Origin of the sequence: Alterinioella nitratireducens (genome assembly GCF_013155465.1) — a bacterium.
Taxonomy (GTDB): Bacteria; Pseudomonadota; Alphaproteobacteria; order Rhodobacterales; family Rhodobacteraceae; genus Alterinioella; species Alterinioella nitratireducens.
Genome location: NZ_JABJVX010000007.1, coordinates 208,478 through 234,575, shown reverse-complemented (window position 1 = coordinate 234,575; position 26,098 = coordinate 208,478). Strand labels below are relative to the sequence as shown.

Genomic DNA, 26,098 nt, shown 5'->3' with positions numbered 1-26,098 from the left:
TACCGGATTTCCCGAAGATGCAGCCCTTGATGCCGCGCGGCTCCGCCAACCGCTGGTCGGCGCTGATGATGGGGAGGGACATCAGTGTTCCTCCCCGCCATGAATTAGGCGAAACTTCTGCTTTCCGGTCCGGACGGTGCGCGCGTCTTCAAAGACGGAGCGGATATCGGTCGGCCAAGCGGAATACTTGCGCTCTGACACATCGAAGGAGACATCGACGTATTGTGCCGGATCGTCGCCGGCTTCACGGATGCGCTCGACCATGGCAGCAAGACGGACCTGATCCCAATCGACGCGCTTGGGCAGATCTGCGACGATTGTTACGGTGCCATCGTGGAACCGGATCGTGCCGGTGTTCTTGCCTTCGGCACGGCGCATGTCTTGCGCCCGATCGCCGAATTTCAGAGCGACGGCCCCATCGAGCCAGTCGCAGAGGGTCTTGGCATTTCGCAACTGCTCTTCAGCCTCCAGGCGGAGGCGAGCGATTTCCTCGCTCGGCAGCGCAGCAATTGCGCCCACCTGCATGCTGCGCAGATCACCGAGGGTGGTACGGTTCGGGATGGTCATGATCGCCACCTCACGCGAACTTCATGGCGGGCTTGTCGGCCGTGCTCGCGCGCATCTGCGCACGTTCGAAGGCCTCGACGTCCTCGAGCCGATAGACGACCCGTCCTCCAAGTTTGACAAAACGCGGACCCTCGCCGGTCCAGCGCCACCGCTCGAGGGTGCGATGCGAGATGTTCCAGCGATCGGCGAGGTCGATCTGGTTCAGATGCCTGAGTGACATGCTGGCCTCCGTTGAATTGCTTTGCGTTACATCCAGCGGCGCCGAAGCACTTGGACATACGAGCATTTTCAACGGGTTAGCTGTTGACGGATATGATCAAGGATGATTTTTCTTGTGACGCTGGCGCACTAAAAAGCCCCGAAAAATCGGGGCTAGATGAAGGCTACTGTGACGTGAGGCCTCGTCGTCCGTGACTTCGCCGGTTCAGGGGGTACCGGCTGTTGGGCCGACTGCCAGGATATCTGCGACGGCGATTTCGCGGCAACGGGGGTTGAGTCGGTATCCGGCGCGTTCCCTGGTCTGTATGAACGTGTCCTGATCCATGGGAATCCCCATAGTCACATTCAGTGGCTCGATGGCCTCCCGCAGCCGCCTCAGTTGTTGACGCATCGACTGCTCGGAAATGCTGAGTTGATCCGCCAGGTCCGGCGCTGGCAAAAACGGCACCTCCGTTTGGCGCTTCTTGGCAGATCTGAAAGCTTCGATCAGCGCAGCAACGATCTTGAAATTGGCGCCTTCCAGCGCAAGACCACCCTGAAAAAGCACACGATCCTGTTCGTCATCGAATGCAAACTCCAGCGTCTGCATGGAAAGCCTGTCCATGAACGCCTTTGCATCGCTGTCGTAATTCGATGGAGGGGTGATTTCGACGTGACCTCGATTATAGCATGAGGAAAGCAGTGATGCCGCCGGCAGCTCATTTCGGTAGAGCGCAGCGCCATGCTCTCTGACAGCCGACGAGATCACGTCCTCGACGGATTTTGCGTGCCGCTGAAACAGATCGAACAGACGATCCCCTGCCTGGGAGGTCGTCAATCCGGGGAAATGGCCAACAGCAGAAACGATCTCCGGAAAATCCACCAGAAACCGTTCCTTCGACGTGGCGGCGATCTTCTTGAACAGCGTCACGTACGCCAGCGCCATGCGCAAGTCGTCCCCGCTGCTCCGATCATCGAGAAGCAGGTCCTGCATGTACCGGTCAGATGGCTCCTGGTCCCCGAGCCCAGCTGCCAGAATCCCAAAGCGCCTGTCGATGCACTGGGAACAGACGCCGCAGTGCTTCTGGCTCTCCGTCCATTTTCGGGGACGCGTGCAACTGACAGTCTGATCAAGCAGGTCGGCCATCCCGGCCGCAGCGATCTTCGCCGTCACTTCCTTCTTGGTCAGCCATTGCAGTGGTGTTTGGATCCGGATCTCGCGGTCCAGTATCAGTGAAAACAACTGTTCCAGGCCTCGAAGCACCTTTGGGTGCGTTGTCCGCGTGGCACGCCCCCCGACAACATCGCCGGCCAGCGGCAAGTTGATGCTGACCACGCCGTTTTCATAGAAGCTGAAACTGTCCTTGCCTGACATTCTCGCCACGACAAGTCCCAAGCATGCGAACAAGAAGGACCGGGTTCGCTGCGTGTACTCGCGTGCGCGAACTCCTTCATTACTGACCCAAACAGGAATGTACGACAGGCGCCGGTCAAATCCCCGGCGCGTCAATTCCGCTATCAGTCCTTCTTGAACCGACCTCACCTTGGTCGATGAATAATGCCCAACGAGAGTAAGCGACCGATTGTTGGCGACGAGATCCGTGACGGCTCCAGCGAAGGAGTCCACTCCACCCGAGAAAAGCGCAACCTCGTCGTGCTCGTCGGCTGGGTCGATCAAATCGTGGAAATAGAGTTCCTTGGGCTGAACTGGCGTCTCCGCCTGCCGGAATTCGAATGAATAGCTGTCATCTGAAAGAAACCCGAGTGTGTCAATCAACGCCTCCTGGACATCTGGATCTTGCCAGACAGAGAGGTCCCGCACCGGGATCTTGAACCTCATGCTACGCCGCCAGCTTTCACCGAATTTCGACAGCTGATCCGATCCACGGGCAAGGCGCTGATCGGCGCAGTAGACATATGCTGCGACCTCCAACAGATCGATTAACAGATCTGGCAGGTTCGAGAGCATCGTCCGGCTGATGTAGTCGATGCGAAGGTTGACGTTCTTGGCCGGGCCATGAACATTCATGACCATGGCTTCCTCGCTAGACGGAGCGGTCAAACCGCATTCGATCACGTGCTGCTTCACGACGTCCCTTTCCGTATTGCGAGCTCGGTCCTGATTTTCTCGACTGCATGGGAAGAAAATGCCCGCGTGTCTGCGCGCGATATTTCCTTGCCATCCCGATAATGGTTCTTTCCTAGCCAGTCCCGCGCGAAGGCGCGCATGATAAGCGCCGATTCATTGCAATGCCGTCGGATCGCACCGTTGAAATTCTCGAGGTCATGGACCGATCGCGCGATACGACCAGGGCCGATCATGTTGTGGAGGTTTCGATCCACATAGTAATGGATCACGCGCTCGATAAAATTCGCGTAGAAATTCTGCGCCATGGAGGCGAACTTCTCGGTGCCCTTCAACCCGGCAAGGGAAGACCGCACGTCGTCTGAGCTGGGGCTCCAGAGAGACGGAAGATTCGACTGCATCCCTTCCGCCAACGTTGAGAGCCCGGCGCGACGGGCGATTTCTCCAAGGTCAGTGTTGCCATCATGAATACGCCGCTGCGTGCGCTCAACGGCGCGGTCGTATTGAAAGAGGGCGCTGGAGACCGACGTAAGTTCGGTGCTGTCGATGCCGATTCTTGCCAAAGCGGAATTCGGATCCGATGCGGACATTGCTTGCGGAAGCCGGATTAGCAGCCAAAGAGCTTCGATGAAAACGTCGTCCTTTAATGCGAACTTCAGTGCGTCGCGGCCAAATTCGGTGATTTGTTCGACAATCGACTCGGTTGGAGTTCCGCCATCTACCAAAAAGCGAATGATTTCGGGCAACAGGCGGTAGGCCGGTAGTTTTCCAAGACGCTGATGCCCCATTAAATTAGCTTTCAAATATGTCGCTGCTCGACGCTCGCCTTTGCGGTCTTATCAAGTCTTGGGATCGGCAAGCGGACGGCGTGAAGTTCCGACGCTGCTGCCGATCCCGACGGTGATTCGCCTTTCAGGCATTGTTAATGCTTGGAAATGCTCGCGAAAGAGGAACGCGAGCTGCCTTGAAAATATGAAAGACTTCGAAGTCCTACGCGGAATCACGTCAAGTTGTTGAAATAACTTGTTTTTATTGGTCGAACCCATACCGTCTGACTGATCTAACTTTCTCTGCCGGAAAACTGGATGAAACGCCCCAACCCACTGCCACCCACCCAGTTGACCGCCGCCGAGCGTCGAGCCGAGTTGTGCGGCCTGCTCACACTCGGGCTGGTTCGGCTGCTCGGGCGGGAAGGGCGCGAAGTATCTGACGATACTGGAGAACGTTGCCTACACTATCCGCCCGACCAATGGCGTCATGCAACTCCAACTCACCGGAGAAATGCATGAACAAGCCCGATCCCATCCCCGCGCGCCTGGCCGCGCTCAAGACCACGCCGACGCCCGGCCTTAAGCAACAGTGGCGCGACCTGTTCGACAGCGAGCCGCCACCGTTCAACCGCCGCTACCTCGAGTCCCGTCTGGCCTACCGCATCCAGGAACTGGCCTATGGCGGGCTGAAGCCGGAGACGATCCGGCGCCTAGAGCGGCTGGGCGAGGAACTGGATGGCGGCGACAGCAAGAAGCGTAGCATCCGCGCCGATCGCGACCGCCCGATCACCGGCACGCGGCTGCTGCGCGAATGGCAGGGCGTCGAGCAGATCGTCACCGTCACCGCCGATGGCTTCGAATGGCAGGGGCGACCCTACAAGTCTCTGTCCGCCATCGCCCGCGCCATCACCGGCACTCGATGGAACGGGTGGACCTTCTTCGGGCTGAAGAACCACAGGGGGCGGACATGACGAAGCCGCCGGAAAAATCGAAGGTCGTCCGCAAGCTGCGGTGCGCCGTCTACACCCGGAAATCTTCCGAGGAAGGGCTGGAGCAGGAATTCAACAGCCTGCACGCCCAACGCGAAGCCTGTGAGGCGTACATCGCCAGCCAGCGATCCGAGGGCTGGGTGCTGGTCCGCGATCAGTATGACGACGGCGGCATCTCGGGCGGCACGCTGGAACGCCCGGGCCTGAAACGGTTGATGGCAGACATCGAGGACGGGCTGGTCGATGTGGTGGTGGTCTACAAGATCGACCGGCTCAGCCGCTCGCTTGCAGATTTCGCCAAGCTGGTCGAGGTGTTCGACCGCAACGGTGTGACCTTCGTCTCGGTGACGCAGTCGTTCAACACTACCACGTCCATGGGGCGGCTGACGCTGAACATCCTGCTTTCCTTCGCCCAGTTCGAGCGCGAGGTCACGGCCGAGCGCATCCGCGACAAGGTCGCCGCCAGCCGGAAGAAGGGCATGTGGATGGGCGGGGTGCCGCCCTTCGGCTACCGGGTCGAGAACCGCAAACTAGTGGTCGACGATGAGAGCGCCGCGCATGTGCGCTGGATCTTCGCCCGCTTCCTTGAGATCGGCTCCTGCACGGAACTGGCGCGAGAGATCGCGAAGCGCGGCATCCGCACGCCCCGCGGCAACCGGATCGACAAGAAATACCTCTACCGGATGCTGAACAACCGCGCCTATATCGGCGAGGCGGTCCACAAGGGCGAAAGCTACCCCGGCGAGCATGACGCCATCATCGATCGCGAGACGTGGGACCGCGTCCACGCCATCCTGCAGGAGAGCCCCCGCAAGCGCGCCGCGCGGACGCGGGCTGACACGCCCGCGCTGTTGAAGGGGCTTCTCTTCGGTCCCGATGGCGCGGCTTTTTCGCCGACGCACACCCGCAAGGGCGGGAGATTATACCGCTATTATGTCAGTCAGGCCGTGCTGAAGCACGGCGCCGGGTCGTGCCCGGTTGGCCGCGTGCCCGCGGGCGAGATCGAGGCGGCCGTGATCGACCAGCTCCGCGCCGTATTCCGCCAGCCCGAGATCGTGGCGGGGACGTGGAAGGCGGCGCGTAGCCACGCCGACGACATCACCGAGGCCGACGCCGGCGCGGCCCTGCAGCAGCTTGATCCGCTGTGGGACGAGCTCTTCCCCGCCGAGCAGGCGCGTATCGTGGAGCTGCTGGTCGAGCGCGTTGAGATCGGCGCGAACGGCCTCACCGTTAGGCTCCGTATCGATGGCCTTGGCGGCCTCGCGCGCGAGCTGCTGGCCGGCGGTATCGGGGAAGCCGCATGACCCGCGCGACGCCGATCCCAGAGACGGTGACGCTCCACGTCCCGTTCCGCATCGTGAAGCGCGGCGGGCGGAAGGAGATGCAATTGCCGGATGGCGCGATACAGTCGCGCCGGACAGACAGCACCCTCGTCAAGGCGCTGGCGCGCGCGTTCCGGTGGAAGCAGATGCTGGAGTCGGGGGAGTTCGCCACGATCAGAGAGCTTGCGGAGCGGGAAGGCATGACCCCTTCGTTCCTGACCCGGATCCTGCGGCTCACACTGCTGGCTCCCGAAATCGTCACGGCGGTTCTCGATGGGACGCAGTTCGCAGACCTGACCCTGAAGACCGCAACGCAGCACTTTCCCGGCGAGTGGACGGCGCAGGTTTCCAAATTCAATGGACGCGAAGCGCTGGAGTGCGGACTTTCACAGCGATGACAAAGAGTTTCTGGAACGCTGGGCATTCTTCGAGTTGCTGCGCATACGCGCCGGGTGTCCAATGTGGACCCTAGTTGGAGCGGAATCGCGGTGCGGAGATAAGCGTCAAACCGCGCACAGCTAGCATGGACTGGACCGAGGGCAGAGCTAGAGGGCTTGGAGGGTGACACGGCTCAGTTGCCCGGACATCGAAGACAGCGACACAAACCGACTACAAGGAGCGACGCGCCCAAAGCCAGCCCGATCTCATCAGAACTCTGGAATCGCTTGGAATTCCCGCCTTGTAGGAATCCGCAAATTTCCATAGAAATCTCAAAACGGATGAATTTCGGAAAGTGCTTCGCATGGCAGCTGACATCATGACCATTGATGAAGTCGCCGACTATCTCAGGATCAACAAGAAAACCGCCTACCGCCTTGCGGCCGACAGCAAGCTGCCCGGCTTCAAGGTTGGCGGCACTTGGCGGTTTCGGCGCGTGGATATTGAGGACTGGATCGAGCGTGAAGCCAGTCCGAAGAAGGACAAAGAGAGATGACCGGCCAGGAACAACGTGCGGCGCTACAACGGAAAATCTGGGACATCGCGAACGATGTGCGCGGCTCAGTCGATGGCTGGGACTTCAAGCAATATGTCCTCGGCACGCTCTTTTACCGCTTTATCAGCGAGAATTTCGCTGCTTACATCGAGGCGGATGACGAGAGCATCAACTACGCTGGTCTTCCCGACGATGTCGTCACCGATGACATCAAGGACGACGCCATCAAGACCAAGGGCTATTTCATCTATCCCAGCCAGCTGTTCGCCAATGTCGCGAAGAACGCTAACACCAATGACAGCCTCAACACCGATCTCGCTCAGGTTTTTGCGGCGATCGAATCCTCCGCCAATGGCTACCCCTCTGAGCTGGACATCAAGGGCCTGTTCGCCGACTTCGACACGACCAGCACGCGCCTAGGCAACACCGTCACGGAAAAGAATAGCCGCTTGGCAAAAGTGTTGAAGCGCGTTGCGGAGCTGGATTTTGGAGACTTCCACAACAGCCAGATTGATCTGTTCGGCGATGCCTATGAATTTCTGATCTCGAACTACGCCGCCAATGCGGGCAAGTCCGGCGGAGAATTTTTCACCCCGCAACATGTCTCCAAGCTCATCGCGCAGCTCGCCATGCATGGGCAGGACAAGGTCAACAAGATTTACGACCCGGCCTGCGGCTCCGGCTCCCTGCTGCTGCAAGCCAAGAAGCACTTCGACGCACACATCATCGAAGAGGGCTTTTTCGGGCAGGAGATCAACCACACGACCTACAACCTCGCCCGCATGAACATGTTCCTGCACAACATCAATTACGACAAGTTCAATATCCAGCGCGGCGATACGCTCACCCATCCGCATTTCCAGGACGACAAGCCCTTTGATGCCATCGTTTCCAACCCGCCCTATTCGGTGAAGTGGATCGGCTCGGACGATCCGACCCTGATCAACGATGACCGCTTTGCTCCGGCGGGAGTGCTGGCACCCAAATCAAAGGCAGATTTTGCCTTTGTGCTCCATGCCCTGAGTTACCTGTCAGCCAAGGGCCGCGCGGCGATCGTATGCTTCCCGGGGATCTTCTATCGCGACGGCGCGGAGAAGAAGATCCGGCAATATCTGGTCGATAACAACTATGTCGAGACGGTGATCGCGCTCGCCTCCAACCTCTTCTACGGAACGACCATCGCGGTGACGATCCTGGTCCTCGCCAAGAACAAGACCGACACCGCCATCCAATTCATCGACGCCACGGGAGAGGAGTTTTTCAAGAAGGCCACCAACACCAATCTGATGACGGACGCTCATATCGGGCGGGTGATGGAGATTTTTGATCGCAAGAAGGACGTCGACCATGTCGCGGCTTCGGTGCCCTATGAGACCGTCGTGGAGCGGGGCTACAACCTCTCGGTCAGTTCCTACGTCGAGCCGCTCGACACGCGCGTGGTTGTCAACATCGACGAGCTGAATGCCGAGATCCGAACCACGGTTGAGAAGATCGATCGCCTGCGCACCGACATCGACGCGATCATTGCGGAGATTGACGCATGAGTGCTGCGGGTTTTCTGGAGAAGCTGCTGGATGGAGCTGTGGTGGCGTGGGTGCCGTTGGGGGATATTGCTCGGTATTCAACGACCCGCATCGGTTCCGATCAGCTCAATGAGTCAAACTATGTCGGAGTGGACAACCTTCTTCAAAACCGGGCTGGGAGGGTAGATTCAAACTACGTTCCTACGTCCGGCAATCTTACAGAATTTAAGGAGGGCGACGTCCTAATCGGTAACATTCGTCCCTACCTCAGGAAAATCTGGCACGCAGATCGGAGAGGTGGAACCAATGGGGACGTTCTGGTGGTCCACCCAACAGACTCTGTGTTGAACTCGCGCTATCTTTTTCAGGTTCTGACCGACGAAGATTTCTTCGAGTACAATATTCAGCACTCCAAGGGCGCAAAGATGCCTCGTGGAAGCAAACCGCACATTCTACAGTATATTGTCCCCATCCCGTGCCCGGATGATCCGGAGAAGTCGCTGGCGATACAGGGGGAGATTGTCCGGATACTCGACAGCTTCACCGAGCTTACCGCCGAGCTTACCGCCGAGCTTACCGCCCGCAAAAAACAGTACAACCACTACCGCGACCGGCTTCTCAGCTTTGAAGGGGGGGATGTAGAATGGAAACCCTTGGACGAGATTGGTGAGTTCATCCGTGGGAAGCGCTTTACGAAAGCCGATTATGTGGATGAAGGCATCGGCGCGATCCACTATGGCGAAATCTACACCCACTACGGCGTTTTCGCGCACAAAACGCTTTCACAGGTAAGAAGCGATATGGCAGCGTCGTTGCGGTATGCTGAGCCGAATGATGTTGTCATCGCGGGCGTCAGCGAAACAATCGAAGACGTCGGCAAAGCGGTTGCCTGGCTCGGAGAAGAAAAAGTCGCGATCCACGATGATAGCTATGCTTTCCGCCACAACATGAACCCGAAGTTTATCGCATATGCGATGCAAACAAATGCATTTCATGATCAGAAGGCGAAGTACGTTTCGAGCGGTAAGATCAAAAGGCTCCTGATTGATGGCGTCAAGAACGTGCGGCTGCCCGTTCCTTTCCCAGACGACCCTGATAAGTCTCTCGAGGAACAGACGCGCATTGTCGAAATCCTCGACAAGTTCGACACGCTGGCGACTTCAATCAGCGAAGGCCTGCCCCGCGAAATCGAGCTGCGTGAGAAACAATATGCCTATTACCGCGATCAGCTGCTGAACTTTCCCAAACCTGATGCAGAGGCGGCGTAAATGGGACAGACGCTGACCGAGATCGCCGAGACCTTGAGGGACGCCGACAAGAAGGTGCAGCTGATCTATGCGTTCAACGCCTCCGGCAAGACGCGACTGTCCCGCGCATTCAGAGAGCTAATCGATCCGAAGACCGAGGAACGGGACGACGATTATCGCCCTAAGGTGCTCTACTATAACGCCTTCACCGAAGACCTCTTTTACTGGGACAATGATCTGACCGGCGATACCGAGCGGAAGCTCTGCATTCAGCCGAATGCGTTCACCAGGTCCGCCTTCGAAGATCTTGGGCTCGACCTCAATGTGATCACCGTGTTTCAGCGTTACACCCAGCCGAACCTTACGCCCCGCTTCAATGAGGAATACAAAACGAGGGACAAGGATGACAAAGAGATTACCGTACCGGCATTTTCCGAAGTGATCTTCACACTGGGGCAAGATCCGGCGACCAACCCAGAACGTCTCAAGATATCGAAAGGTGAAGAAAGCAACTTCATCTGGAGCGTTTTTTATTGTCTGTTGGATCAGGTCATCAGCACCCGTAATGTCGTGGAAGTCGATGAGCGCGAGACGGATCAGTTCAACGATCTCGAATACATATTCATCGATGACCCGGTTAGCTCGCTCGACGAGAACCATCTCATTCAGCTTGCCGTCGATGTCGCCGACCTCATCAAGAGAAGTGAAAGCGTGAACGGCCTGAAGTTCATCATCACGACCCACAGCCCGCTGTTCTTTAACGTGCTGTTCAATGAGTTGGGGAAAAGAACCTGCTACATTCTGAAAAGACTGGACGATGGAACCTTTGAGCTAGACGCGAAGAATGGCGATTCCAACCAGAGCTTTTCTTATCACCTTTACCTCAAGCGGACGCTGGAGGAGGCAATCGCGGCGGACAAGATCGAGCGCTTCCATTTCACACTGCTGCGCAATCTCTATGAAAAGACATCGAACTTTCTGGGCTATCCGCGATGGTCAGAGTTGCTTCCGGGCGACCAGCAACTTTACCTGAACCGCATCATTCAGTTTACGAGCCATAGTACGCTCTCTAACGAGGCCATTGCCGAGCCGTCGCCGCAGGAAAAGCAGACGGTGAAGCTCCTGCTGGAGCATTTGCGCAACAATTACAGCTATTGGCAGGAGGAGGCCCCGAATGCCTGAGCAGACGACCCCGATCGCCGAGACCAATCGCTTTATCGTTCTGGACAAGTACGTGCGCGCCTGGGAGGCCGCTGACAGCTATCAGTCTGAGGGTGACCTGGAGCGCGAGCTTGTTCAGGACTTGCGCAATCAGGGCTATGAGCATCTGCCTGACCTGAAATCAACCGACGCCATGCTGGCCAATGTGCGTGTTCAGCTGCAAGCGCTCAACGATGTTCAGTTTACCGATAAGGAGTGGGCCCGCTTCGTCGAAACCTATTTGGACAAGCCCAGTGACAGCGTGACGGAAAAAGCCCGCAAGCTCCATGACGACTACATCTTCGATTTCGTCTTCGATGACGGCAGGATTCAGAATATCTATCTCGTCGATAAGCGTCACGTCTGCCGCAACAAGTTACAGGTGATCAAGCAGTTCGAGCAGGCCGGAACCCACGCGAACCGCTACGATGTGACCATCCTCGTGAACGGGCTGCCCCTGGTACAGGTCGAGCTGAAAAAGCGCGGCGTCGCCATTCGGGAAGCGTTCAACCAGATCCACCGATACAGCAAGGAGAGCTTCAACTCGGACAGTTCGCTCTTCAAGTACCTCCAGATCTTCGTGATCTCGAACGGCACGGATACGCGCTACTTCGCCAACACGACCAAGCGCGACAAGAACAGCTTCGACTTCACGATGAACTGGGCGCAGGCGGATAACAGCCTGATCCGAGATCTGAAGGATTTTACGGCGACCTTCTTCGAGAAGCGCACACTGTTGAAGGTGTTGCTCGATTATTCCGTCTTTGATGTCAGCGACACGCTGCTGGTGATGCGCCCCTATCAGATCGCGGCGACGGAACGAATCTTACGAAAGATCAAAAGCTCGTTCGAAGGCAAGACGCTTAGAAAGCGGGAAAGCGGCGGATATGTCTGGCACACTACGGGCTCAGGCAAGACGCTGACCAGCTTCAAGGCGGCCCGCCTCGCCACTGAACTCGATTTCATCGACAAGGTCTTTTTCGTGGTCGACCGCAAGGACCTCGATTTCCAAACGATGAAGGAGTATCAGCGCTTCTCGCCAGACAGCGTCAATGGATCGGACAGTACAGCCGGGTTGAAGCGGAACCTCTCCAAGGACGACAACAAGATCATCGTCACGACCATCCAGAAGCTCAACAATTTGATGAAGAGCGAGGGCGACCTGCCGGTCTACACCCAGCGCGTCGTCTTCATTTTCGACGAGTGCCATCGCAGCCAGTTTGGTGAGGCACAGAAGAACCTCAATCGGAAGTTCAAGCAGTTCTGCCAGTTCGGCTTCACCGGCACACCGATCTTCCCGGAAAACGCTTCGGGTGCGGAGACGACGGCCAGCGTATTCGGAAGCGAACTTCATTCTTATGTGATCACCGACGCGATCCGCGACGAGAAGGTGCTGAAGTACAAGGTTGATTACAACGATGTGCGCCCGCAGTTCAAAGCGATCGAAACCGAACAGGACGAAAAGAAGCTGACCGCCGCCGAAAACCGGCAAGCTCTTCAGCACCCCGAACGAATCGCCGAGATTTCCCGGTACATTCTCGATAACTTCCGCCGCAAGACGCATCGTCTCTATGGAGACAATAAGGGCTTCAACGCCATGTTCGCGGTGAGCAGCGTTGATGCAGCCAAGCTCTATTATGAAAAGCTGAATACGCTGCAGGACGGTAGCGACAAGCCCTTGAAGATCGCGACCATCTTTTCATTCGCGGCCAACGAAGAACAGGATGCGATTGGCGACATTCCTGACGAAAGTTTTGAGGTTTCGGCGCTGAACAGCAGCGCCAAGGAATTCCTGAACGCCGCCATCGCGGACTACAACGCCTGTTTCCGAACGAATTTCAGCGTCGATAGCAAAGGCTTCCAGAATTATTACCGGGATCTGGCGAAACGGGTGAAGTCCAAGGAAGTCGACTTGCTCATTGTGGTTGGCATGTTCCTGACCGGCTTTGACGCGCCAACCCTGAACACGCTGTTCGTGGACAAGAACCTGCGTTTTCACGGCCTTATACAAGCCTACTCCCGCACCAACCGCATTTATGATGCGACCAAGTCTTTCGGCAACATCGTTACCTTCCGCGACCTGGAAGAGGCGACCGTCAAGGCGATCACACTCTTCGGCAACGCCAATACCAAGAACGTCGTTCTGGAGAAGAGTTACTCAGAATACATGGAAGGTTTTACGGACCAGACGACGGGCGAGGCGCGGCGAGGCTTTGTCGATGTCGTCCGTGAGCTGGAAGAGCGTTTCCCGAACCCCGCCGCCATCGAAAAGGAAGCGGACAAGAAGGCCTTTGCGAAGCTGTTCGGCGAGTATCTCCGCGTTGAGAATATCCTTCAGAATTATGATGAGTTCTCCAGCCTAAGAGAGCTTCAGGAGATTGACGAGAGTGACGCCGAAGCGGTGAGAGCGTTCAAGGAGCGGCATCATTTGAGTGATGATGACGTTGACGGGCTCAAGAGCATCGAGATGCCTGCTGACCGAAAGGTCCAGGACTACCGTTCGACCTACAATGACATCCGGGATTGGCTTCGCCGTGAAAACGCGAGCGCCGAGCAGGCTGAGTCAACGATCGACTGGGATGATGTCGTCTTTGAGGTCGACCTCTTGAAGTCCCAGGAAATCAATCTGGATTACATCCTTGAGCTAATCTTCGAGCACAACAAAAAAACGAAGAGCAAGTCAGAGCTCGTTGGCGAAGTTCGCCGTGTCATCCGCGCCAGTATTGGCAACCGCGCGAAAGAAAGCCTCATCGTCGATTTCATCAATCAGACAAACCTTGACGAACTGGGGGACAAGGCCGGGGTGATTGAGGCATTTTTTGCCTTTGCACAAGCCGAACAACGCCGGGAAGCGGAAGAACTGATAACCGATGAAAAGCTGAACGCGGATGCCGCTAAGCGATACATCGCGACGTCGATTAAGCGCGAGTATGCGAGCGAAAACGGCACGGAGTTGAACTCAATCCTTCCAAAAATGAGCCCGCTCAATCCACAATACCTGACCAAAAAAAGAGATGTCTTCCAACGCATCTCTGCGTTCGTTGAAAAGTTCAAGGGCGTTGGCGGAAGAATTTAGGCGTGATCATGATGATGGCCGCGAACCACTGCATAACAGCTATGGTTTTCGATCCGCGTCGCGCCCGCATGCCGATCGTCCGCCGCAAAGGTACAGTTCTAGCGACCTAAAAAGAGTAGCATTTTCAGAACTTTGTAGAACTGCACCTAATGAACGCAGTCAACAGCTCTGGAGAATATCGGCCCCGAGAGACCGTTTTCGGGCCACATGGCGGCGGGGTCGGTGCTCAGCCCCTCCTGCATAACCCTCGAAAACAACGGAAAAATCCCGCCGACGCAGGGCGTGGAGAAACAGTTCTCAAAGGCAAGTGGCGGAGACGAAGGGATTCGAACCCTCGAGACGGTTTCCCGCCTACTCCCTTAGCAGGGGAGCGCCTTCGACCACTCGGCCACGTCTCCGCCGACGCGTATAGCCAAGCGAAGATGGGGATTACAAGGCGATTCTAGCCTTCTACCGAAAAAGCCCGACACGCCGGGGAACCGGCACAGGTTATGCTGTAACGCTCCGGGTTTGGACAAGATCCGATCATTCTGCGCTCCCGGATCAGCGGGCAATCGCGTGACGTGCATTGGGCAATGCCCCGGGGCAACACTTGCGTTCCGGCGCCGCGCGGCTGCGGGACTTGGTCAGCCCACTGCACACGGTGAAAGCACGGCGACGGGATATAGCGTCCAGAGCGTTGCGATGAGTCCCACCCAGGACATGGCGGTACTGGTCCATCGGATGAAGGGAGAGTCCGAACGGAAACGCTCGGAGCGCAGAGCCAAGAGCAGACCGACCTGCGCCAGAACAGCCGCAAGCCAGGCCAGGAACAGCAGCCATCGGAAGAGGGACATCACGGGCATCGCAACCTCTGGCCAAAGCAGCACGCAGCCGACCCCGTGCAGCCCGTAGATCGCAACGAAGCTGGCCAGCCAGATCAGCGGGGGCAGCAAGATGCGCAAGACGTCCCTCATACCAGGAAACCTGGGAGGTGGGCGGCGAGGAGGCTCAGTGCCGCGACCGCCGCGACGTAGTCGGACCAGAGCAGGACGATGGGCAATTCGGCCCTGCGCCGGGGCGAGATGAAGCCGCGCCGGGCCCGCACGATGAGGAACGCCTGCATCAACCCGGCCAGCAAGGCGTGGAGCATCACATAGGCGCCGAGGATCAGCAGGGTTGCCGCATAGGCATGGCCATCCGGTGGCGGCAGCCGGAGGATGAGCATCCCGAAGGTCAGGGCCGTTGCCAGCGTCGCCGCCAGCGCCAGCGCGAGGAATGGCACCGGGGTCTCGGACCGCCTGTTGCGCAAAATGGCCAGGCGCATGGCCAGGGCCGCCCCGATCGCCGACCCGGCACCGATCCCCAGTTCGGCCATTGACGGCGGCAGCCACTCAGGCGGCGGCCAACCAGGGGCGACCGTCCACAGGAACGCGTAACCGAAGAGAAGCGAGCCAAAGAAGGTCGCGTTCGCGACCAGCAGGAAGACCGACCCCCACCAGCCCGGCGCGCGGTCGGTTTCGCCCACCAGCGGCAACACAGCGCCACGGCCCGCGTCCTGCAGTCCTTGATCGGCGCGGTCGCCCAACTGCCAGACCCAGACCAGCGCCAGGGCCGCGATGCCTGCCAGGGCGAAGGGCGTAAGCCAGAACAGTTTCAGCAGGATCGACAGGAAGAAGAGCCCGGTCACCGCCGCCATCATGATCGGCAGACGCGTGTTGCCCGGATAGATCACGATACCCTCCGGCCTGCCGCTGGCGATATCGACGGTCATCGTCTCGCGCCGCCCGTCCCTGGGGGTGCCCAGGTAGCCCTCGCCACGGGCCAGCCGGTTTGGCAAGCCGGGATCGCCGTGAAGTGGCTCGCGCGAGGTCACCTCGGGCAGGCTGGCGAAGTTGTAGGCGGGTGGCGGCGACATGCTGGCCCATTCCAGCGAGCCCGCCCCCCAGGGATTGCGCCTGCCGCGCACCGCGATGAGGGCGTGTATCGCCACGTCGATCAGCACCATCGCCAGCCCGATCGCCATGACGAAACTGCTGAGGGACGAGACAAAGTTGATCGCGCCCCATCCGGTGTCGGCGTCATAGGTCTCGATCCGGCGGCGTTGACCCAGAAGCCCGACCCAGTGCATGGCAAGGAAGGTGCCGTGAAAGCCCAGGAAGATCAGCGCAAAGGCCATCTCGCCCAAACGGAAGAACCGCCTGCGCCCGGTGACCAGCGGCAGCCAGTAGTAGATCCCGGCGAGGATCGGAAAGACGAAGCCGCCGAACAGCACGTAATGCAGATGCGCGGTGATGAAGGCGGTGTCATGCGCCTGCCAGTCGAAGGGCACGACGGCCACCATCACGCCGGTCAGCCCGCCGATGACGAAGGTGACGAAGAAGCCCAGGATATGCAGCATCGGCAGGTGCAATTCGGGCCGCCCCTTCCACAGCGTCCCGATCCAGGCGAAGACCTGCACCCCCGTCGGCACCGCCACCAGCGTCGACGCCGCCGAGAAGAAGGCCAGCCCCATCTGGGGGATGCCGGTGGTGAACATGTGATGCACCCAGAGCCCGAAACTCAGGAAGGCCAGTGCCACCGCCGAGGCCACGATCCAGCCATAGCCCAACAGGGTGGTGCGTGCCATCACCGGAAGGATGGTCGAGATCACACCGGCGGCGGGCAGGAAGATGATATAGACCTCCGGATGCCCGAACAGCCAGAAGAGGTGCTGCCACAGCAGGCTGTCGCCCCCCAGATCGGCCTGGAAGAACGGCAGGCCGAAGGCGCGCTCGACCTCCAGCAGGATCGAGCCGAGGATGAGCGGCGGAAACCCCGTCAGGATCATCAGCGAGGTGACGAGGGCATACCAGGCAAAGATCGGCATCTTGTCCAGCGACATCCCCGGCGCGCGGTATTTCAGGATCGAGACGGTGAACTCGACGGCGGCGCAGATCGCCGAGATTTCCACGAAGGTGATCCCGATCAGCCAGAAATCGGTGTTGATCCCCGGCGAATACAGCGGCCCGGTCAGCGGCGGATACATGAACCAGCCGCCATTCGGCGCGATGCCGAAGACCAGCGCCACCAGCAGCATCAATCCGCCGAATACGTAGCACCAGTAGCCGTAGGCGGTGAGGCGCGGAAAAGCCAGGTCGCGCGTGCCCAACATCTTCGGCAGCAGGTAGATCGCCAGCCCCTCGAAGGTGGGGATGGCGAAGAGGAACATCATGATCGTTCCGTGCATGGTGAAGAACTGGCTGAAGGCGCCCGCATCGACGAAGGCCGAGTCCGGCGTCGCCAGTTGCGCGCGGATCAGCATGGCCAGAAGGCCGCCCACCAGGAAAAAGAAAAAGGCGGTGACCAGGAACATCCGGCCTAGATCGGTGTGGTTGACGCTGCTGGTCCAGCCCTTCCAGCCGGGTTCGGAGGCCCAGATGGCGCTCAGCTTGCGATGGCGGCGCAGGGCGGTCATGGCGTGCTCCCTTCGAGGAATGCGGCCCAACCCTCGGCGTCATGGGCCTGAACCGCGAAGACGTGCCCGCGATAGCCTTCGCCATTATATTCAGCGGTCAGCCCGCGATAGGTGCCGGGCAGGTCGGCCTCGATTCTAAGCACGTTGACATGCCCCGGTATGGCGTCCAGCTTTCCGGCCAGCCGCGGCACCCAGAAGCTGTGGACCACGTCCACGCTGGTGATCGCGACATCGACGGGACGACCGGCGGGGATATGCAGCAGGTTGGCGGTGACATGGCCGGGCCGATCGTCATAGGTGAAACGCCACTCCCACTGGCGGGCCTCTGCGGCGACGCGCACCACGTCGGGGGCGGCGCGGGGCATGAGACGCTCACCGGCGGCCAGACCATAGGCCAGCAACGCCGCAAGGACCGTCATGGAGAACCCGAGACCGAGGCCGATGATCCAGATCTTCTCGCGTCGGGCGTCACCGGCCACGGGTTGTCGCACCCTGAATGCGGCCACGACAAGCCCTGTCACCATCACAAGGATCGCCACCGCACCGGCCAGCATCACCCACCAGAGCGTTGCGATGCTGCGCGCGGCGGGACCGGCGGGATCGACGATTGAGAGGTCGCCGCTGCAACCAATCAGCAAGATGGACGTTGACCCTGCAGCCATGCCCCGGAGGAGACCGCGACCGTGACCAAGGACACTGCACCCGAAACGCCGGATAGGCTTGACGACCCGATCGCAGCCCAACCCGGCTATGACGAGACCGAGACCCGCATCGCGCTGAGTGGTCACCCGATCCACGCCATGAGCGTCGCCTTCCCCATCGCGCTGTCCTTCTGCCTTCTGGGGGCCGATCTGCTCTATTGGTGGACCGGCGATCCCTTCTGGGCGCGAGCGGCGCTGTGGGCTGCGGGGACAGGGTTTCTCTTCGGGATGCTGGCGGGTTTTTCCGGAACCGCCGAGCTTCTGCTGGTCCGCGGAATCCGGTCGCGCGCGGCGGCCTGGACCCATGCGATCATCGCCGTCACCCTGCTGGCGGTATTGGGGACGAACTGGGGCCACAGGCTCGACGGCTACGAGGAGGCCGTGCTGCCCTATGGCCTCCTGCTGTCGGGGCTCGGTGCGGTCATGGTGGCATTCACGGGATGGCATGGCGGCAAACTCGTCTTCGATTATCGGCTCGGCACGTCTAAGGGCAATTGACCGCCGCGCGGTTCACGCAACCAGTCGGGCAGCGGAATTTCACCCAGTTCGGGCTTTCCCAGCACCAGGATCAGAATGATGAGGACCGGAACCAGCGTGGCGGTCACCGGCAGGTAGGGCCAGGGCGAGCGGGACCGTCCCGGTTTCTCGGCGACCTGGACGACCAGGTGGCCGATCCAGACATGCGCCGCCGAAAGCGCCGCGACGAACAGCAGCTTGGCATAGAGCCAGGGCACGAAGACCTCCCGCAGGAAGATGAGCCAGGTGCCCGCCACCACGGCAATGATGGCGGCCGGCGTGACGATGATGGCATAGGTCGTGTGCGTGGCGCTGCGGATGCGACGGTAATCGTCCGGGGTCACCGCCGGATCGTGGCGCGACAGCATGAGCGGCAAGGCCAGCAATCCTCCGCACCAGAGCATCAGCGCGGCGATATGCACGCCCTTGAAGAGCGCGACCAGGATGGTGTTCCAGTCGATCATGCGGCACCGGCACGAAGCGTCGCCCAACTCCGGCGCGCCACCACGACGCCGGCCACCGCATAGGGCAGACCGGCCGGCACCCACATCAGCAATCCGCCAAGCTGCTGGTCGGCCAGCGGGGTCAGGCCCCAAGCGAAGGGCGCGACCGCATGCGCGGCATAAAGCGGGTCCGGCGCAAATGTCAGGAGCGCGCCAAGCATCCCCATCTGCGCGAACCCCGCCACGATCAGCGCGATCGCCTCGATGGGCGAGCGGTCCGGGGCGAGCACCTCGCGCCAGAACCAGGTCGCGCTGGCCAGAAGGGATACCTGCATGACCCAGTAGACGCCGACATGGCCAAGCGCGAGGTCATAGGCCAGCGGGGCATGCCACGCCCAGAGAACGGCTGTCGAAACGATGAAGGCTGGCACCGCACTGCGAACCCGGCGGGCGGGCCAGACCTCAGCCAGAAGCGGGGCGGCGACGGCGACAAGCAACACGTGATGCACCACCCGGGCCGAGAACAGCGCCGAGGAGAGTGCACAGAGGGGCGAGACGAAGGCCAAAGCCAGAACGGCGATGGACAGCGCGCCTCTAGCGCCATGGCCTCGACTGCGCGCGACGGCGATGGATAGGAGAAAGAGGGCAACCAGCAAGATCGGATCGAGGTTCCAGCGCAACCAGAGGTCGCCCGGACCGGGTGCCGGTCCGCAATAGGTTCCGATCCATGCGTCGTTCAGCAAGGGCTTTCTGGTCCTTTTCCCATCTCCGCACGGCCAACGTTCGGTAGGGGTCTCTTGTTCCCCTTGATGCTGTTCGCAGCAGTTGCCTGCCCCGGAAAAGATCATGCGGGGCGGCATTTCGTGTTGTCGCGGATGCGGCCCTGGCGCAGTCTGCGGCGCGTCAGCAAAGCGAAAGGGTCCGCCATGATGAACACGCAGATCATTCTTGCCAATCGGCCCGTGGGGGTTCCGGGGCCTGAGCATTTCGAGCGGCGCGAGGTGCCCGTGGGCGAACCGGGTGAGGGTGAAGTGCTGATCCGGGTCACGCATTGGTCGGTCGATCCGGCGATGCGGGGATGGGCGAACGATGTGCCGAATTACTCGCCGCCGGTGGCGCTTGGCGATCCAATGCGCAGTTTTGGCGTTGGCGAGGTGCTCGAAAGCCGGCATCCGGATTACGCCGAGGGCGACGTGATTCACGGCCTTTTCGGCTGGCAGACGCACAAGATCAGCGATGGCCGCGAGATCAGCCGCAAGGTGACAGAGACCGATCTGCCGCGCAGCTATGCCCTTGGAATCATGGGGCTGAACGGCGTGACCGCCTATTTCGGATTGCGCGAGAGCTGTGCGGCGAAGGCGGGGGATACCGTCGTTGTGTCGACTGGGGCGGGGGCTGTGGGGTCGGCTGTGGGGCAGATTGCGAAGATCATGGGGTGCCGGACGGTCGGAATCGCGGGCGGGGCTGAGAAGAGGCGGGCCTGCATCGAAGACTTCGGATATGGCGCGGCGATTGACTATAAGTCCCAAGACGTTGGTGGCGCGCTGGCGGAAGCCTGCCCGGATGGCGTGGACTGCTATTTCGACAATACCTGCGGGCCGATCTCGGATGCGGTGATGGAACATCTGGCCCTCGGCGCGCGCATCACGATTTGCGGGACGGCTGCCGTAACCGATTGGAATCCCACACCAATGGGGCCGCGCGTGCATCGGCAGCTGCTGGTCGCGCGGGCGCGGATGCAGGGCTTCCTCGCCTTCGATTACGCCGACCGGACCGAGGAGGCGCTGGCCGCGCTGGCGGGGTGGTTGCGCGAGGGAGAACTGACCGTGCGCGAGCATTTTCTGGACGGGCCCGAGGCCGCGATGGATGCGATCGGGATGCTCTACCGGGGCGAAAACACCGGCAAACTGATCGTCCGCGTCTGACCCAGAAATGCCCGAAATGAGGGGGGTGCCCCCCGTACACCCCCCGATGCACCCCCCGTACACCCCCCGGTGCGGATCGTCCCGCCGCCTCAGTCGATCCGGGGGAACACGCCCGAGCGCTTGACCGTGCCGTAGACGAAGCTGGTGTCGATGGATCCGATGCCGCCGATGGTGTGGATGCGGTGGCGGATGAAATCCTCGTAGGCATCCAGACCCGAGACCACGACCTTGAGGAAATAATCCGTCCCGCCGGTCAGCATGTAGCATTCCAGAACCTCGGCGAGGGTCGAGATCCGGGCCTCGAACTGGCGCACGATCTCATCGCTGTGACGCTCCAGCCTGATCTGGACGAAGGCCAGGATCGGCAGGCCGTAGGCGGCGCGGTCGACATCGGCGTGAAAGCCGCGAATGGCCCCCGATGCCTCAAGGTTTCGCAACCGGCGCAGGCAGGGCGAGGGCGAGAGGCTGACCCGCTCGGCCAGCTCCAGGTTGGCCATCCGGCCATCTTGCTGCAAGGCGCGGAGGATCTGGCGATCCTTGCTATCCATTCTGCCCCCAATATCGGCCAGTACCGGCATTTAATGCCAATATCTATCGCCAAAGTGGCATAGATAGCAAGCACATGCCCCTGCCCCCATGCCATCCTGCCGCAAATCGCACATCAGGAGGCTGTCATGGCTGTCGGCAAAGGTTTTTCCACGCGCGCAATTCACCACGCATATGATCCGCGGCAGAACGAGGGGGCGCTGGTTCCGCCGCTGCACCTGACCTCGACCTTCACTTTCGACACCGCCGAGGCGGGCGGCGAGATTTTCGCGGGCGAGCGTCAGGGCCATTTCTATTCGCGCATCTCGAACCCGACCTGCGACCTGCTGGAGAACCGCATGGCGACATTGGAGGGGGCCGAGGCGGGCCTCGCGCTGTCCTCGGGGATGGGGGCGATCACCTCGACGCTGTGGACGCTGCTGAAACCGGGCGACGAGATCATCATCGACAAGACGCTTTACGGCTGCACCTTCACCTACCTGCATCACGGGCTGGAGAAATGGGGCGTCACCGTCACGCATATCGACCTGACCGAGCCGGAGACCCTGCGCGCCGCGATCGGCGAAAAGACCCGCGTGGTCTATTTCGAGACGCCCGCGAACCCCAACATGCGGCTGGTCGATATTCGCGCGGTCGCGGAGATCGCGCATGAGGCGGGGGCGACGGTCGTGGTCGACAACACCTATGCCACGCCCTACCTGACCCGGCCCATCGCGCTTGGGGCCGACCTCGTGGTACATTCCGCGACCAAGTACCTGGGCGGGCATGGCGATGTCGTGGCCGGAATCGTGGTGGGCCGCGCCGAAGAGATCACCGAGATCCGCATGGTGGGCATGAAGGACATGACGGGCGCGGTGATGGCGCCCTTCAACGCGATGCTGGTGCTGCGCGGTCTCAAGACGCTGGCGCTGCGGCTGGACCGGCATTGCGCCTCGGCCAAGGTGGTCGCCGATTGGCTGGAGGCGCAGCCGGGTGTCACCAAGGTGCATTATCCGGGGCTGGAGAGCTTTGAGCAGGTCGCGCTGGCACGCCGCCAGATGGACCAGCCCGGCGCGATGATCGCCTTTGAACTGGAGGGCGGGCTTGAGGCGGGCCGCGCCATGATGAACCGGTTGCAGATGATCCAGCGCGCGGTGTCGCTTGGCGATGCGGAAACGCTGATCCAGCATCCGGCATCCATGACACATTCGGTCTATACGCCCGAGGAACGCGCGGTGCATGGCATCGGCGACGGGCTGATCCGCCTGTCGGTGGGGCTGGAAGAGGTCGAGGATATTCTGGCCGATCTGGAACAGGCGCTGCCGACCGCCGCACGGATCGCCGCCGAATAGGGAGCCGTCGGCGTTTCCGGCTGAAGCGCGGGCTTGTGGCGGGGACGGACCTGGCGGATAGTCGGCCCCGCAATGACCCCGCCCAATTCCTATCGCGACGACCCCGACGTGCCCGCCTTCGATGACAGCGCGCCGGTTGCGGTGTTGGATGCAAGCTGCGCGATTTGCAGCTGGGGCGCGCGGATGATCCACCGGCTGGACAAGACCGGGCGCGTGCGCATCTGCCCGATGCAGACGCCGCTTGGCGCCGCGCTGATGGCGCATTACGGGCTGGAGGCGGAGGATCCTGAAAGCTGGCTGTTCCTCGTGGATGGCGTGGCGTATGCCGACAGCGATGCAATCATGAAAGCGGGGCGGTGCTTTGGCGGATGGGGCCGGATCGCCGGGGGGCTGCGCGTGCTGCCGCGTCCGGTGAGGGATTGGTTTTACCGGGCACTTGCGCGCAACCGCTACCGGCTGTTCGGGCGGGCCGATCTCTGCGCCCTGCCGGACCCGGATTTCCAGGCGAGGTTGCTGCGATGAAGGTGCTTTTGCTTGGCGGCTATGGCGTCTTCGGCGAACGGCTGGCGCGGCTTCTTGTGCGCGATGGCCATGCGGTCACCATCGCGGGGCGCGACCTTGGGGCCGCCGAGCGCCTGGCCACCGAGATCGGGGCCGGGGGGTTGCGGATGGACCGGGCGGGGGCGCTGGACGGGCTGGCGGGCTTTGAGGTCGTGATCGACGCCGCGGGGCCGTTTCACGCCTATGGCGGCGATCCCTACCGCCTGCCGCGCGCGGCGATCGCGGCGGGGGCGCATTACCTCGACCTCTGCGACGACGCCGATTTCTGCACCGGGATTACCGCGCTGGACGGGGCGGCGCGGGCCGCCGGGGTCTGCGTGATCTCGGGCCTCTCGTCGGTTCCGGCGCTGTCCTCGGCGGCGGTCACGGCGCTGGCGGGCGAGGAGCGGCCACGGGTGATCGACACCGCGATCCTGCCCGGAAACCGCAGCCCGCGCGGGCGGTCGGTGATGCGCTCGATCCTGTCACAGGCCGGGCGGCCAATGGCGGTCTGGCGCGGCGGGACGTGGGAGGAGGTGCCGGGATGGTCCAGCCCGGCGCGCTACACTCTGCCGGGTGGCACAAGGCGGCAGGGATGGATGATCGAGGTGCCGGACCTGCGCCTTTTCCCGGCGCATTTCGGGGCCGGGACGGTGGTGTTCCGGGCCGGGTTGGAACTGGCCGTGATGCGCTACGGGCTGGCCGCCTTCGCCATGCTGCGCCGGGTGATGCCGGTGCCGATCTCCGGGCCGGTGCTGGCGGTGTTCAAGGGGTTGGCCGACCTGCTGGCCCCATTCGGCAGCGGTCGCGGCGCGATGTCGGTGACCGTGATCACGGGGCGCGAGCGGCGCAGGTGGCGGTTGCTGGCCGAGGATGGCGACGGGCCGTTCATCCCGGCGATTGCCGCGCGCGCCCTCCTGCGCCGGGACGCCTTGCCCGCGGGCGCGCGGCCCGCGCTTGGGGTGGTCAACCTATCCGAGGCCGAGGCCGCGATGCGCGACCTTCAGGTGCGGACGGAGCGCGATACCGTGCCTTTCATGCCCATCTTCGAGGCCGTCCTCGGCGAGAGCTTCGCGGCCCTGCCCGCGCCGATCCGGCAGACCCACGTGACGGCGGACAAGAGCCGCTGGCAGGGGCGGAGCGAGGTGATGCGCGGGGCGGGGCTCTGGCCCCGGCTGCTGGCCGCGCTGGTCCGGTTTCCGCCCGCCAGCCCGGATCTGGAGGTGGAGGTCACGAAGACCGTGACGCGGCGCGGCGAGACCTGGGAGAGGCGGTTCGGCACGCGGCGGTTCCGGTCGCATCTGACCCCGACACGCGCCGGGATGACGGAACGCTTCGGACCGTTCACCTTCCTCCTGGGGCTGAGGGTCGCGGGGGAGGAACTGCTCTATCCGGTAAGGTCGGGCCGCGTCGGGCCGATCCCGATGCCGCGCTGGTTGCTGCCGGTCTCGGAGGCGCGGGAGCATGTGCAGGACGGCCGGTTCCATTTCGACGTCAGCCTGCGCGCGCCGATCACCGGGGCGCTGATCGTGCGCTACCGGGGCTGGCTGGTGGCGGCGACACCTGGCGATCCCGCCGCGCCGCCCGTCAGGTGTTGAACAGGAAGTGCAGCACGTCGCCATCCTTGACGACGTAAGCTTTGCCCTCGGCGCGCATCTTGCCCGCGTCTTTTGACCCCTGTTCGCCGTCATGGGCGATGTAATCGTCATAGGAAATCGTCTCGGCGCGGATGAAGCCGCGTTCGAAATCGCCGTGGATGATGCCTGCGGCCTTGGGCGCGGTGGTGCCGGTGCGGATGGTCCAGGCGCGCGCCTCCTTGGGGCCGACGGTGAAATAGGTCTCAAGGTGCAGCAACTCGTATCCGGCGCGGATGAGGCGATCGAGGCCCGCCTCCTCCAGCCCCATTTCGTCGAGGAACATGGCGGCCTCCTCGGCGTCGAGCTGGCTGATCTCCTCCTCGATCTGGGCGGAGATCACGACATGGGCGGCGCCCTGGGCCTCGGCCATGTCGGCGACCCTGGCGGAGAAGGCGTTGCCGCTGGCCGCGGATGCCTCCTCGACATTGCAGACATAGAGGATGGGCTTGGTGGTCAGAAGTTGCAGCATCTTCCAGGCCTTGGCGTCATCGGGGGCGACCTCGACCATGCGGGCGGGCTTGCCGTCTTCCAGCATCGCCAGCGCCGCCTTGAGCAGGCGTTCCTGCTGCACCGCCTCCTTGTCGCCGCCGCGCAGCTTGCGGGTGATGGTCTGCAGGCGTTTCTCGATCGAGTCCATATCGGCCAGCATCAGCTCGGTCTCGATGGTTTCGGCATCCGCGACGGGGTCGATGCGGTCCTCGACATGGGTGACATCGCCATCCTCGAAGCAGCGCAGCACATGGGCGATGGCGTCGGTCTCGCGGATATTGGCGAGGAACTGGTTGCCGAGCCCTTCGCCGCGCGAGGCGCCTTTCACCAGGCCCGCGATGTCGACGAAGGTCATGCGGGTGGGGATGATCTGTTTCGATCCGGCAATGGCGGCGAGGCGGTCCAGCCGCGCATCGGGAACGGCGACATCGCCCACATTGGGCTCGATCGTGCAGAAGGGAAAGTTTGCGGCCTGCGCGGCGGCGGTGCGTGTGAGCGCGTTGAAAAGGGTCGATTTGCCGACATTGGGCAGACCCACAATTCCCATCCTGAAACCCATGATCCCTCTCCGCCTGGCTGATCCTGCGCGCCTTCTATGCGGATGCGGGATAGGGCGCAACGG

General features: G+C 61.4%; 24 protein-coding genes and 1 tRNA gene. 13 read left to right on the top strand and 12 right to left on the bottom strand.

Features of this window, described 5'->3' with window-relative positions:
• Window positions 1–81: 81 nt before the first annotated feature.
• The 4 genes from HNS34_RS13615 to HNS34_RS13600 all read right to left on the bottom strand — a co-directional run bounded on the left by HNS34_RS13615 (window position 82) and on the right by HNS34_RS13600 (window position 3,639).
• The gene (locus tag HNS34_RS13615) at window positions 82–567 is read right to left on the bottom strand and encodes a hypothetical protein (protein WP_172320617.1); all 486 of its coding nucleotides are present in this window, start codon (window positions 565–567) and stop codon (window positions 82–84) included.
• 10 nt (window positions 568–577) lie between these two features.
• Entirely contained in the window at window positions 578–787 is a 210-nt protein-coding gene (locus HNS34_RS13610) for a helix-turn-helix transcriptional regulator (protein ID WP_149139787.1), read from the bottom strand.
• A gap of 204 nt (window positions 788–991) precedes the next feature.
• The gene (locus HNS34_RS21020) at window positions 992–2,854 is read right to left on the bottom strand and encodes a 7-cyano-7-deazaguanine synthase (protein ID WP_172320616.1); all 1,863 of its coding nucleotides are present in this window, start codon (window positions 2,852–2,854) and stop codon (window positions 992–994) included.
• Window positions 2,851–3,639 carry a hypothetical protein gene (locus HNS34_RS13600; protein WP_172320615.1) on the bottom strand — a complete coding sequence of 263 codons (789 nt, stop codon included), beginning with the start codon at window positions 3,637–3,639 and terminating at the stop codon, window positions 2,851–2,853. The genes HNS34_RS21020 and HNS34_RS13600 overlap by 4 nt, the downstream gene beginning before the upstream one ends.
• Window positions 3,640–4,136: 497 nt before the next feature.
• Here HNS34_RS13600 and HNS34_RS13595 point away from each other — a divergent pair, with 497 nt between their 5' ends.
• From HNS34_RS13595 to HNS34_RS13560, 8 genes are all read left to right on the top strand, one after another.
• Window positions 4,137–4,592, top strand: coding sequence for a DUF2924 domain-containing protein (locus tag HNS34_RS13595; protein ID WP_172320614.1), 456 nt, complete (start codon window positions 4,137–4,139; stop codon window positions 4,590–4,592).
• Complete coding sequence (locus tag HNS34_RS13590; RefSeq protein WP_172320613.1) at window positions 4,589–5,914, top strand: recombinase family protein; 1,326 nt, start codon at window positions 4,589–4,591, stop codon at window positions 5,912–5,914. Before HNS34_RS13595 ends, HNS34_RS13590 begins: the two co-directional genes overlap by 4 nt.
• Complete coding sequence (locus tag HNS34_RS13585) at window positions 5,911–6,330, top strand: hypothetical protein (RefSeq protein WP_172320612.1); 420 nt, start codon at window positions 5,911–5,913, stop codon at window positions 6,328–6,330. Before HNS34_RS13590 ends, HNS34_RS13585 begins: the two co-directional genes overlap by 4 nt.
• A 344-nt stretch (window positions 6,331–6,674) precedes the next feature.
• Window positions 6,675–6,866, top strand: a complete 192-nt coding sequence (locus HNS34_RS13580; RefSeq protein ID WP_172320611.1) for a helix-turn-helix domain-containing protein — start codon at window positions 6,675–6,677, stop codon at window positions 6,864–6,866.
• The gene (locus HNS34_RS13575) at window positions 6,863–8,410 is read left to right on the top strand and encodes a type I restriction-modification system subunit M (protein WP_172320610.1); all 1,548 of its coding nucleotides are present in this window, start codon (window positions 6,863–6,865) and stop codon (window positions 8,408–8,410) included. Before HNS34_RS13580 ends, HNS34_RS13575 begins: the two co-directional genes overlap by 4 nt.
• The gene (locus HNS34_RS13570) at window positions 8,407–9,657 is read left to right on the top strand and encodes a restriction endonuclease subunit S (RefSeq protein WP_172320609.1); all 1,251 of its coding nucleotides are present in this window, start codon (window positions 8,407–8,409) and stop codon (window positions 9,655–9,657) included. The genes HNS34_RS13575 and HNS34_RS13570 overlap by 4 nt, the downstream gene beginning before the upstream one ends.
• Window positions 9,658–10,818, top strand: a complete 1,161-nt coding sequence (locus tag HNS34_RS13565; RefSeq protein ID WP_172320608.1) for an ATP-binding protein — start codon at window positions 9,658–9,660, stop codon at window positions 10,816–10,818.
• Window positions 10,811–13,912: a type I restriction endonuclease subunit R gene (locus HNS34_RS13560; RefSeq protein WP_172320607.1), complete on the top strand. Its 3,102-nt coding sequence runs from the start codon at window positions 10,811–10,813 to the stop codon at window positions 13,910–13,912. The genes HNS34_RS13565 and HNS34_RS13560 overlap by 8 nt, the downstream gene beginning before the upstream one ends.
• Window positions 13,913–14,220: 308 nt before the next feature.
• On the opposite strand, the gene HNS34_RS13555 is transcribed toward HNS34_RS13560, so the two are convergent.
• From HNS34_RS13555 to HNS34_RS13540, 4 genes are all read right to left on the bottom strand, one after another.
• Window positions 14,221–14,310, bottom strand: a tRNA-Ser gene (locus HNS34_RS13555).
• 228 nt (window positions 14,311–14,538) lie between these two features.
• The gene (locus tag HNS34_RS13550; protein ID WP_172320606.1) at window positions 14,539–14,868 is read right to left on the bottom strand and encodes a hypothetical protein; all 330 of its coding nucleotides are present in this window, start codon (window positions 14,866–14,868) and stop codon (window positions 14,539–14,541) included.
• Window positions 14,865–17,348: a cytochrome c oxidase subunit I gene (ctaD, locus tag HNS34_RS13545; RefSeq protein ID WP_172320605.1), complete on the bottom strand. Its 2,484-nt coding sequence runs from the start codon at window positions 17,346–17,348 to the stop codon at window positions 14,865–14,867. The genes HNS34_RS13550 and ctaD overlap by 4 nt, the downstream gene beginning before the upstream one ends.
• Complete coding sequence (locus tag HNS34_RS13540) at window positions 17,345–17,986, bottom strand: cytochrome c oxidase subunit II (RefSeq protein ID WP_235952727.1); 642 nt, start codon at window positions 17,984–17,986, stop codon at window positions 17,345–17,347. Before HNS34_RS13540 ends, ctaD begins: the two co-directional genes overlap by 4 nt.
• Before the next feature lie 45 nt (window positions 17,987–18,031).
• Here HNS34_RS13540 and HNS34_RS13535 point away from each other — a divergent pair, with 45 nt between their 5' ends.
• Window positions 18,032–18,547, top strand: coding sequence for a DUF2231 domain-containing protein (locus HNS34_RS13535; RefSeq protein ID WP_328700538.1), 516 nt, complete (start codon window positions 18,032–18,034; stop codon window positions 18,545–18,547).
• On the opposite strand, the gene HNS34_RS13530 is transcribed toward HNS34_RS13535, so the two are convergent.
• Both HNS34_RS13530 and HNS34_RS13525 read right to left on the bottom strand, forming a co-directional pair.
• Complete coding sequence (locus tag HNS34_RS13530; protein ID WP_172320603.1) at window positions 18,517–19,029, bottom strand: CopD family protein; 513 nt, start codon at window positions 19,027–19,029, stop codon at window positions 18,517–18,519. The two genes, HNS34_RS13535 and HNS34_RS13530, sit on opposite strands and share 31 nt — an antisense overlap.
• Window positions 19,026–19,751, bottom strand: a complete 726-nt coding sequence (locus tag HNS34_RS13525) for a cytochrome c oxidase assembly protein (RefSeq protein ID WP_235952726.1) — start codon at window positions 19,749–19,751, stop codon at window positions 19,026–19,028. The genes HNS34_RS13530 and HNS34_RS13525 overlap by 4 nt, the downstream gene beginning before the upstream one ends.
• A 186-nt stretch (window positions 19,752–19,937) precedes the next feature.
• On the opposite strand from HNS34_RS13525, the gene HNS34_RS13520 reads away from it, so the two are divergent.
• Window positions 19,938–20,933, top strand: a complete 996-nt coding sequence (locus tag HNS34_RS13520) for an NADP-dependent oxidoreductase (protein WP_235952725.1) — start codon at window positions 19,938–19,940, stop codon at window positions 20,931–20,933.
• Window positions 20,934–21,022: 89 nt separating this feature from the next.
• On the opposite strand, the gene HNS34_RS13515 is transcribed toward HNS34_RS13520, so the two are convergent.
• Window positions 21,023–21,481, bottom strand: a complete 459-nt coding sequence (locus tag HNS34_RS13515) for an Lrp/AsnC family transcriptional regulator (RefSeq protein WP_172320600.1) — start codon at window positions 21,479–21,481, stop codon at window positions 21,023–21,025.
• Window positions 21,482–21,607: 126 nt separating this feature from the next.
• Here HNS34_RS13515 and HNS34_RS13510 point away from each other — a divergent pair, with 126 nt between their 5' ends.
• From HNS34_RS13510 to HNS34_RS13500, 3 genes are all read left to right on the top strand, one after another.
• The gene (locus HNS34_RS13510; protein WP_172320599.1) at window positions 21,608–22,810 is read left to right on the top strand and encodes a methionine gamma-lyase; all 1,203 of its coding nucleotides are present in this window, start codon (window positions 21,608–21,610) and stop codon (window positions 22,808–22,810) included.
• Between the two features lie 72 nt (window positions 22,811–22,882).
• Entirely contained in the window at window positions 22,883–23,332 is a 450-nt protein-coding gene (locus tag HNS34_RS13505; protein ID WP_172320598.1) for a thiol-disulfide oxidoreductase DCC family protein, read from the top strand.
• Entirely contained in the window at window positions 23,329–24,948 is a 1,620-nt protein-coding gene (locus HNS34_RS13500; protein ID WP_172320597.1) for a saccharopine dehydrogenase family protein, read from the top strand. Before HNS34_RS13505 ends, HNS34_RS13500 begins: the two co-directional genes overlap by 4 nt.
• Here the strand turns inward: HNS34_RS13500 and ychF are convergent.
• Window positions 24,938–26,035: a redox-regulated ATPase YchF gene (ychF, locus tag HNS34_RS13495; RefSeq protein ID WP_172320596.1), complete on the bottom strand. Its 1,098-nt coding sequence runs from the start codon at window positions 26,033–26,035 to the stop codon at window positions 24,938–24,940. The genes HNS34_RS13500 and ychF overlap by 11 nt on opposite strands.
• Between the last annotated feature and the right edge of the window lie 63 nt (window positions 26,036–26,098).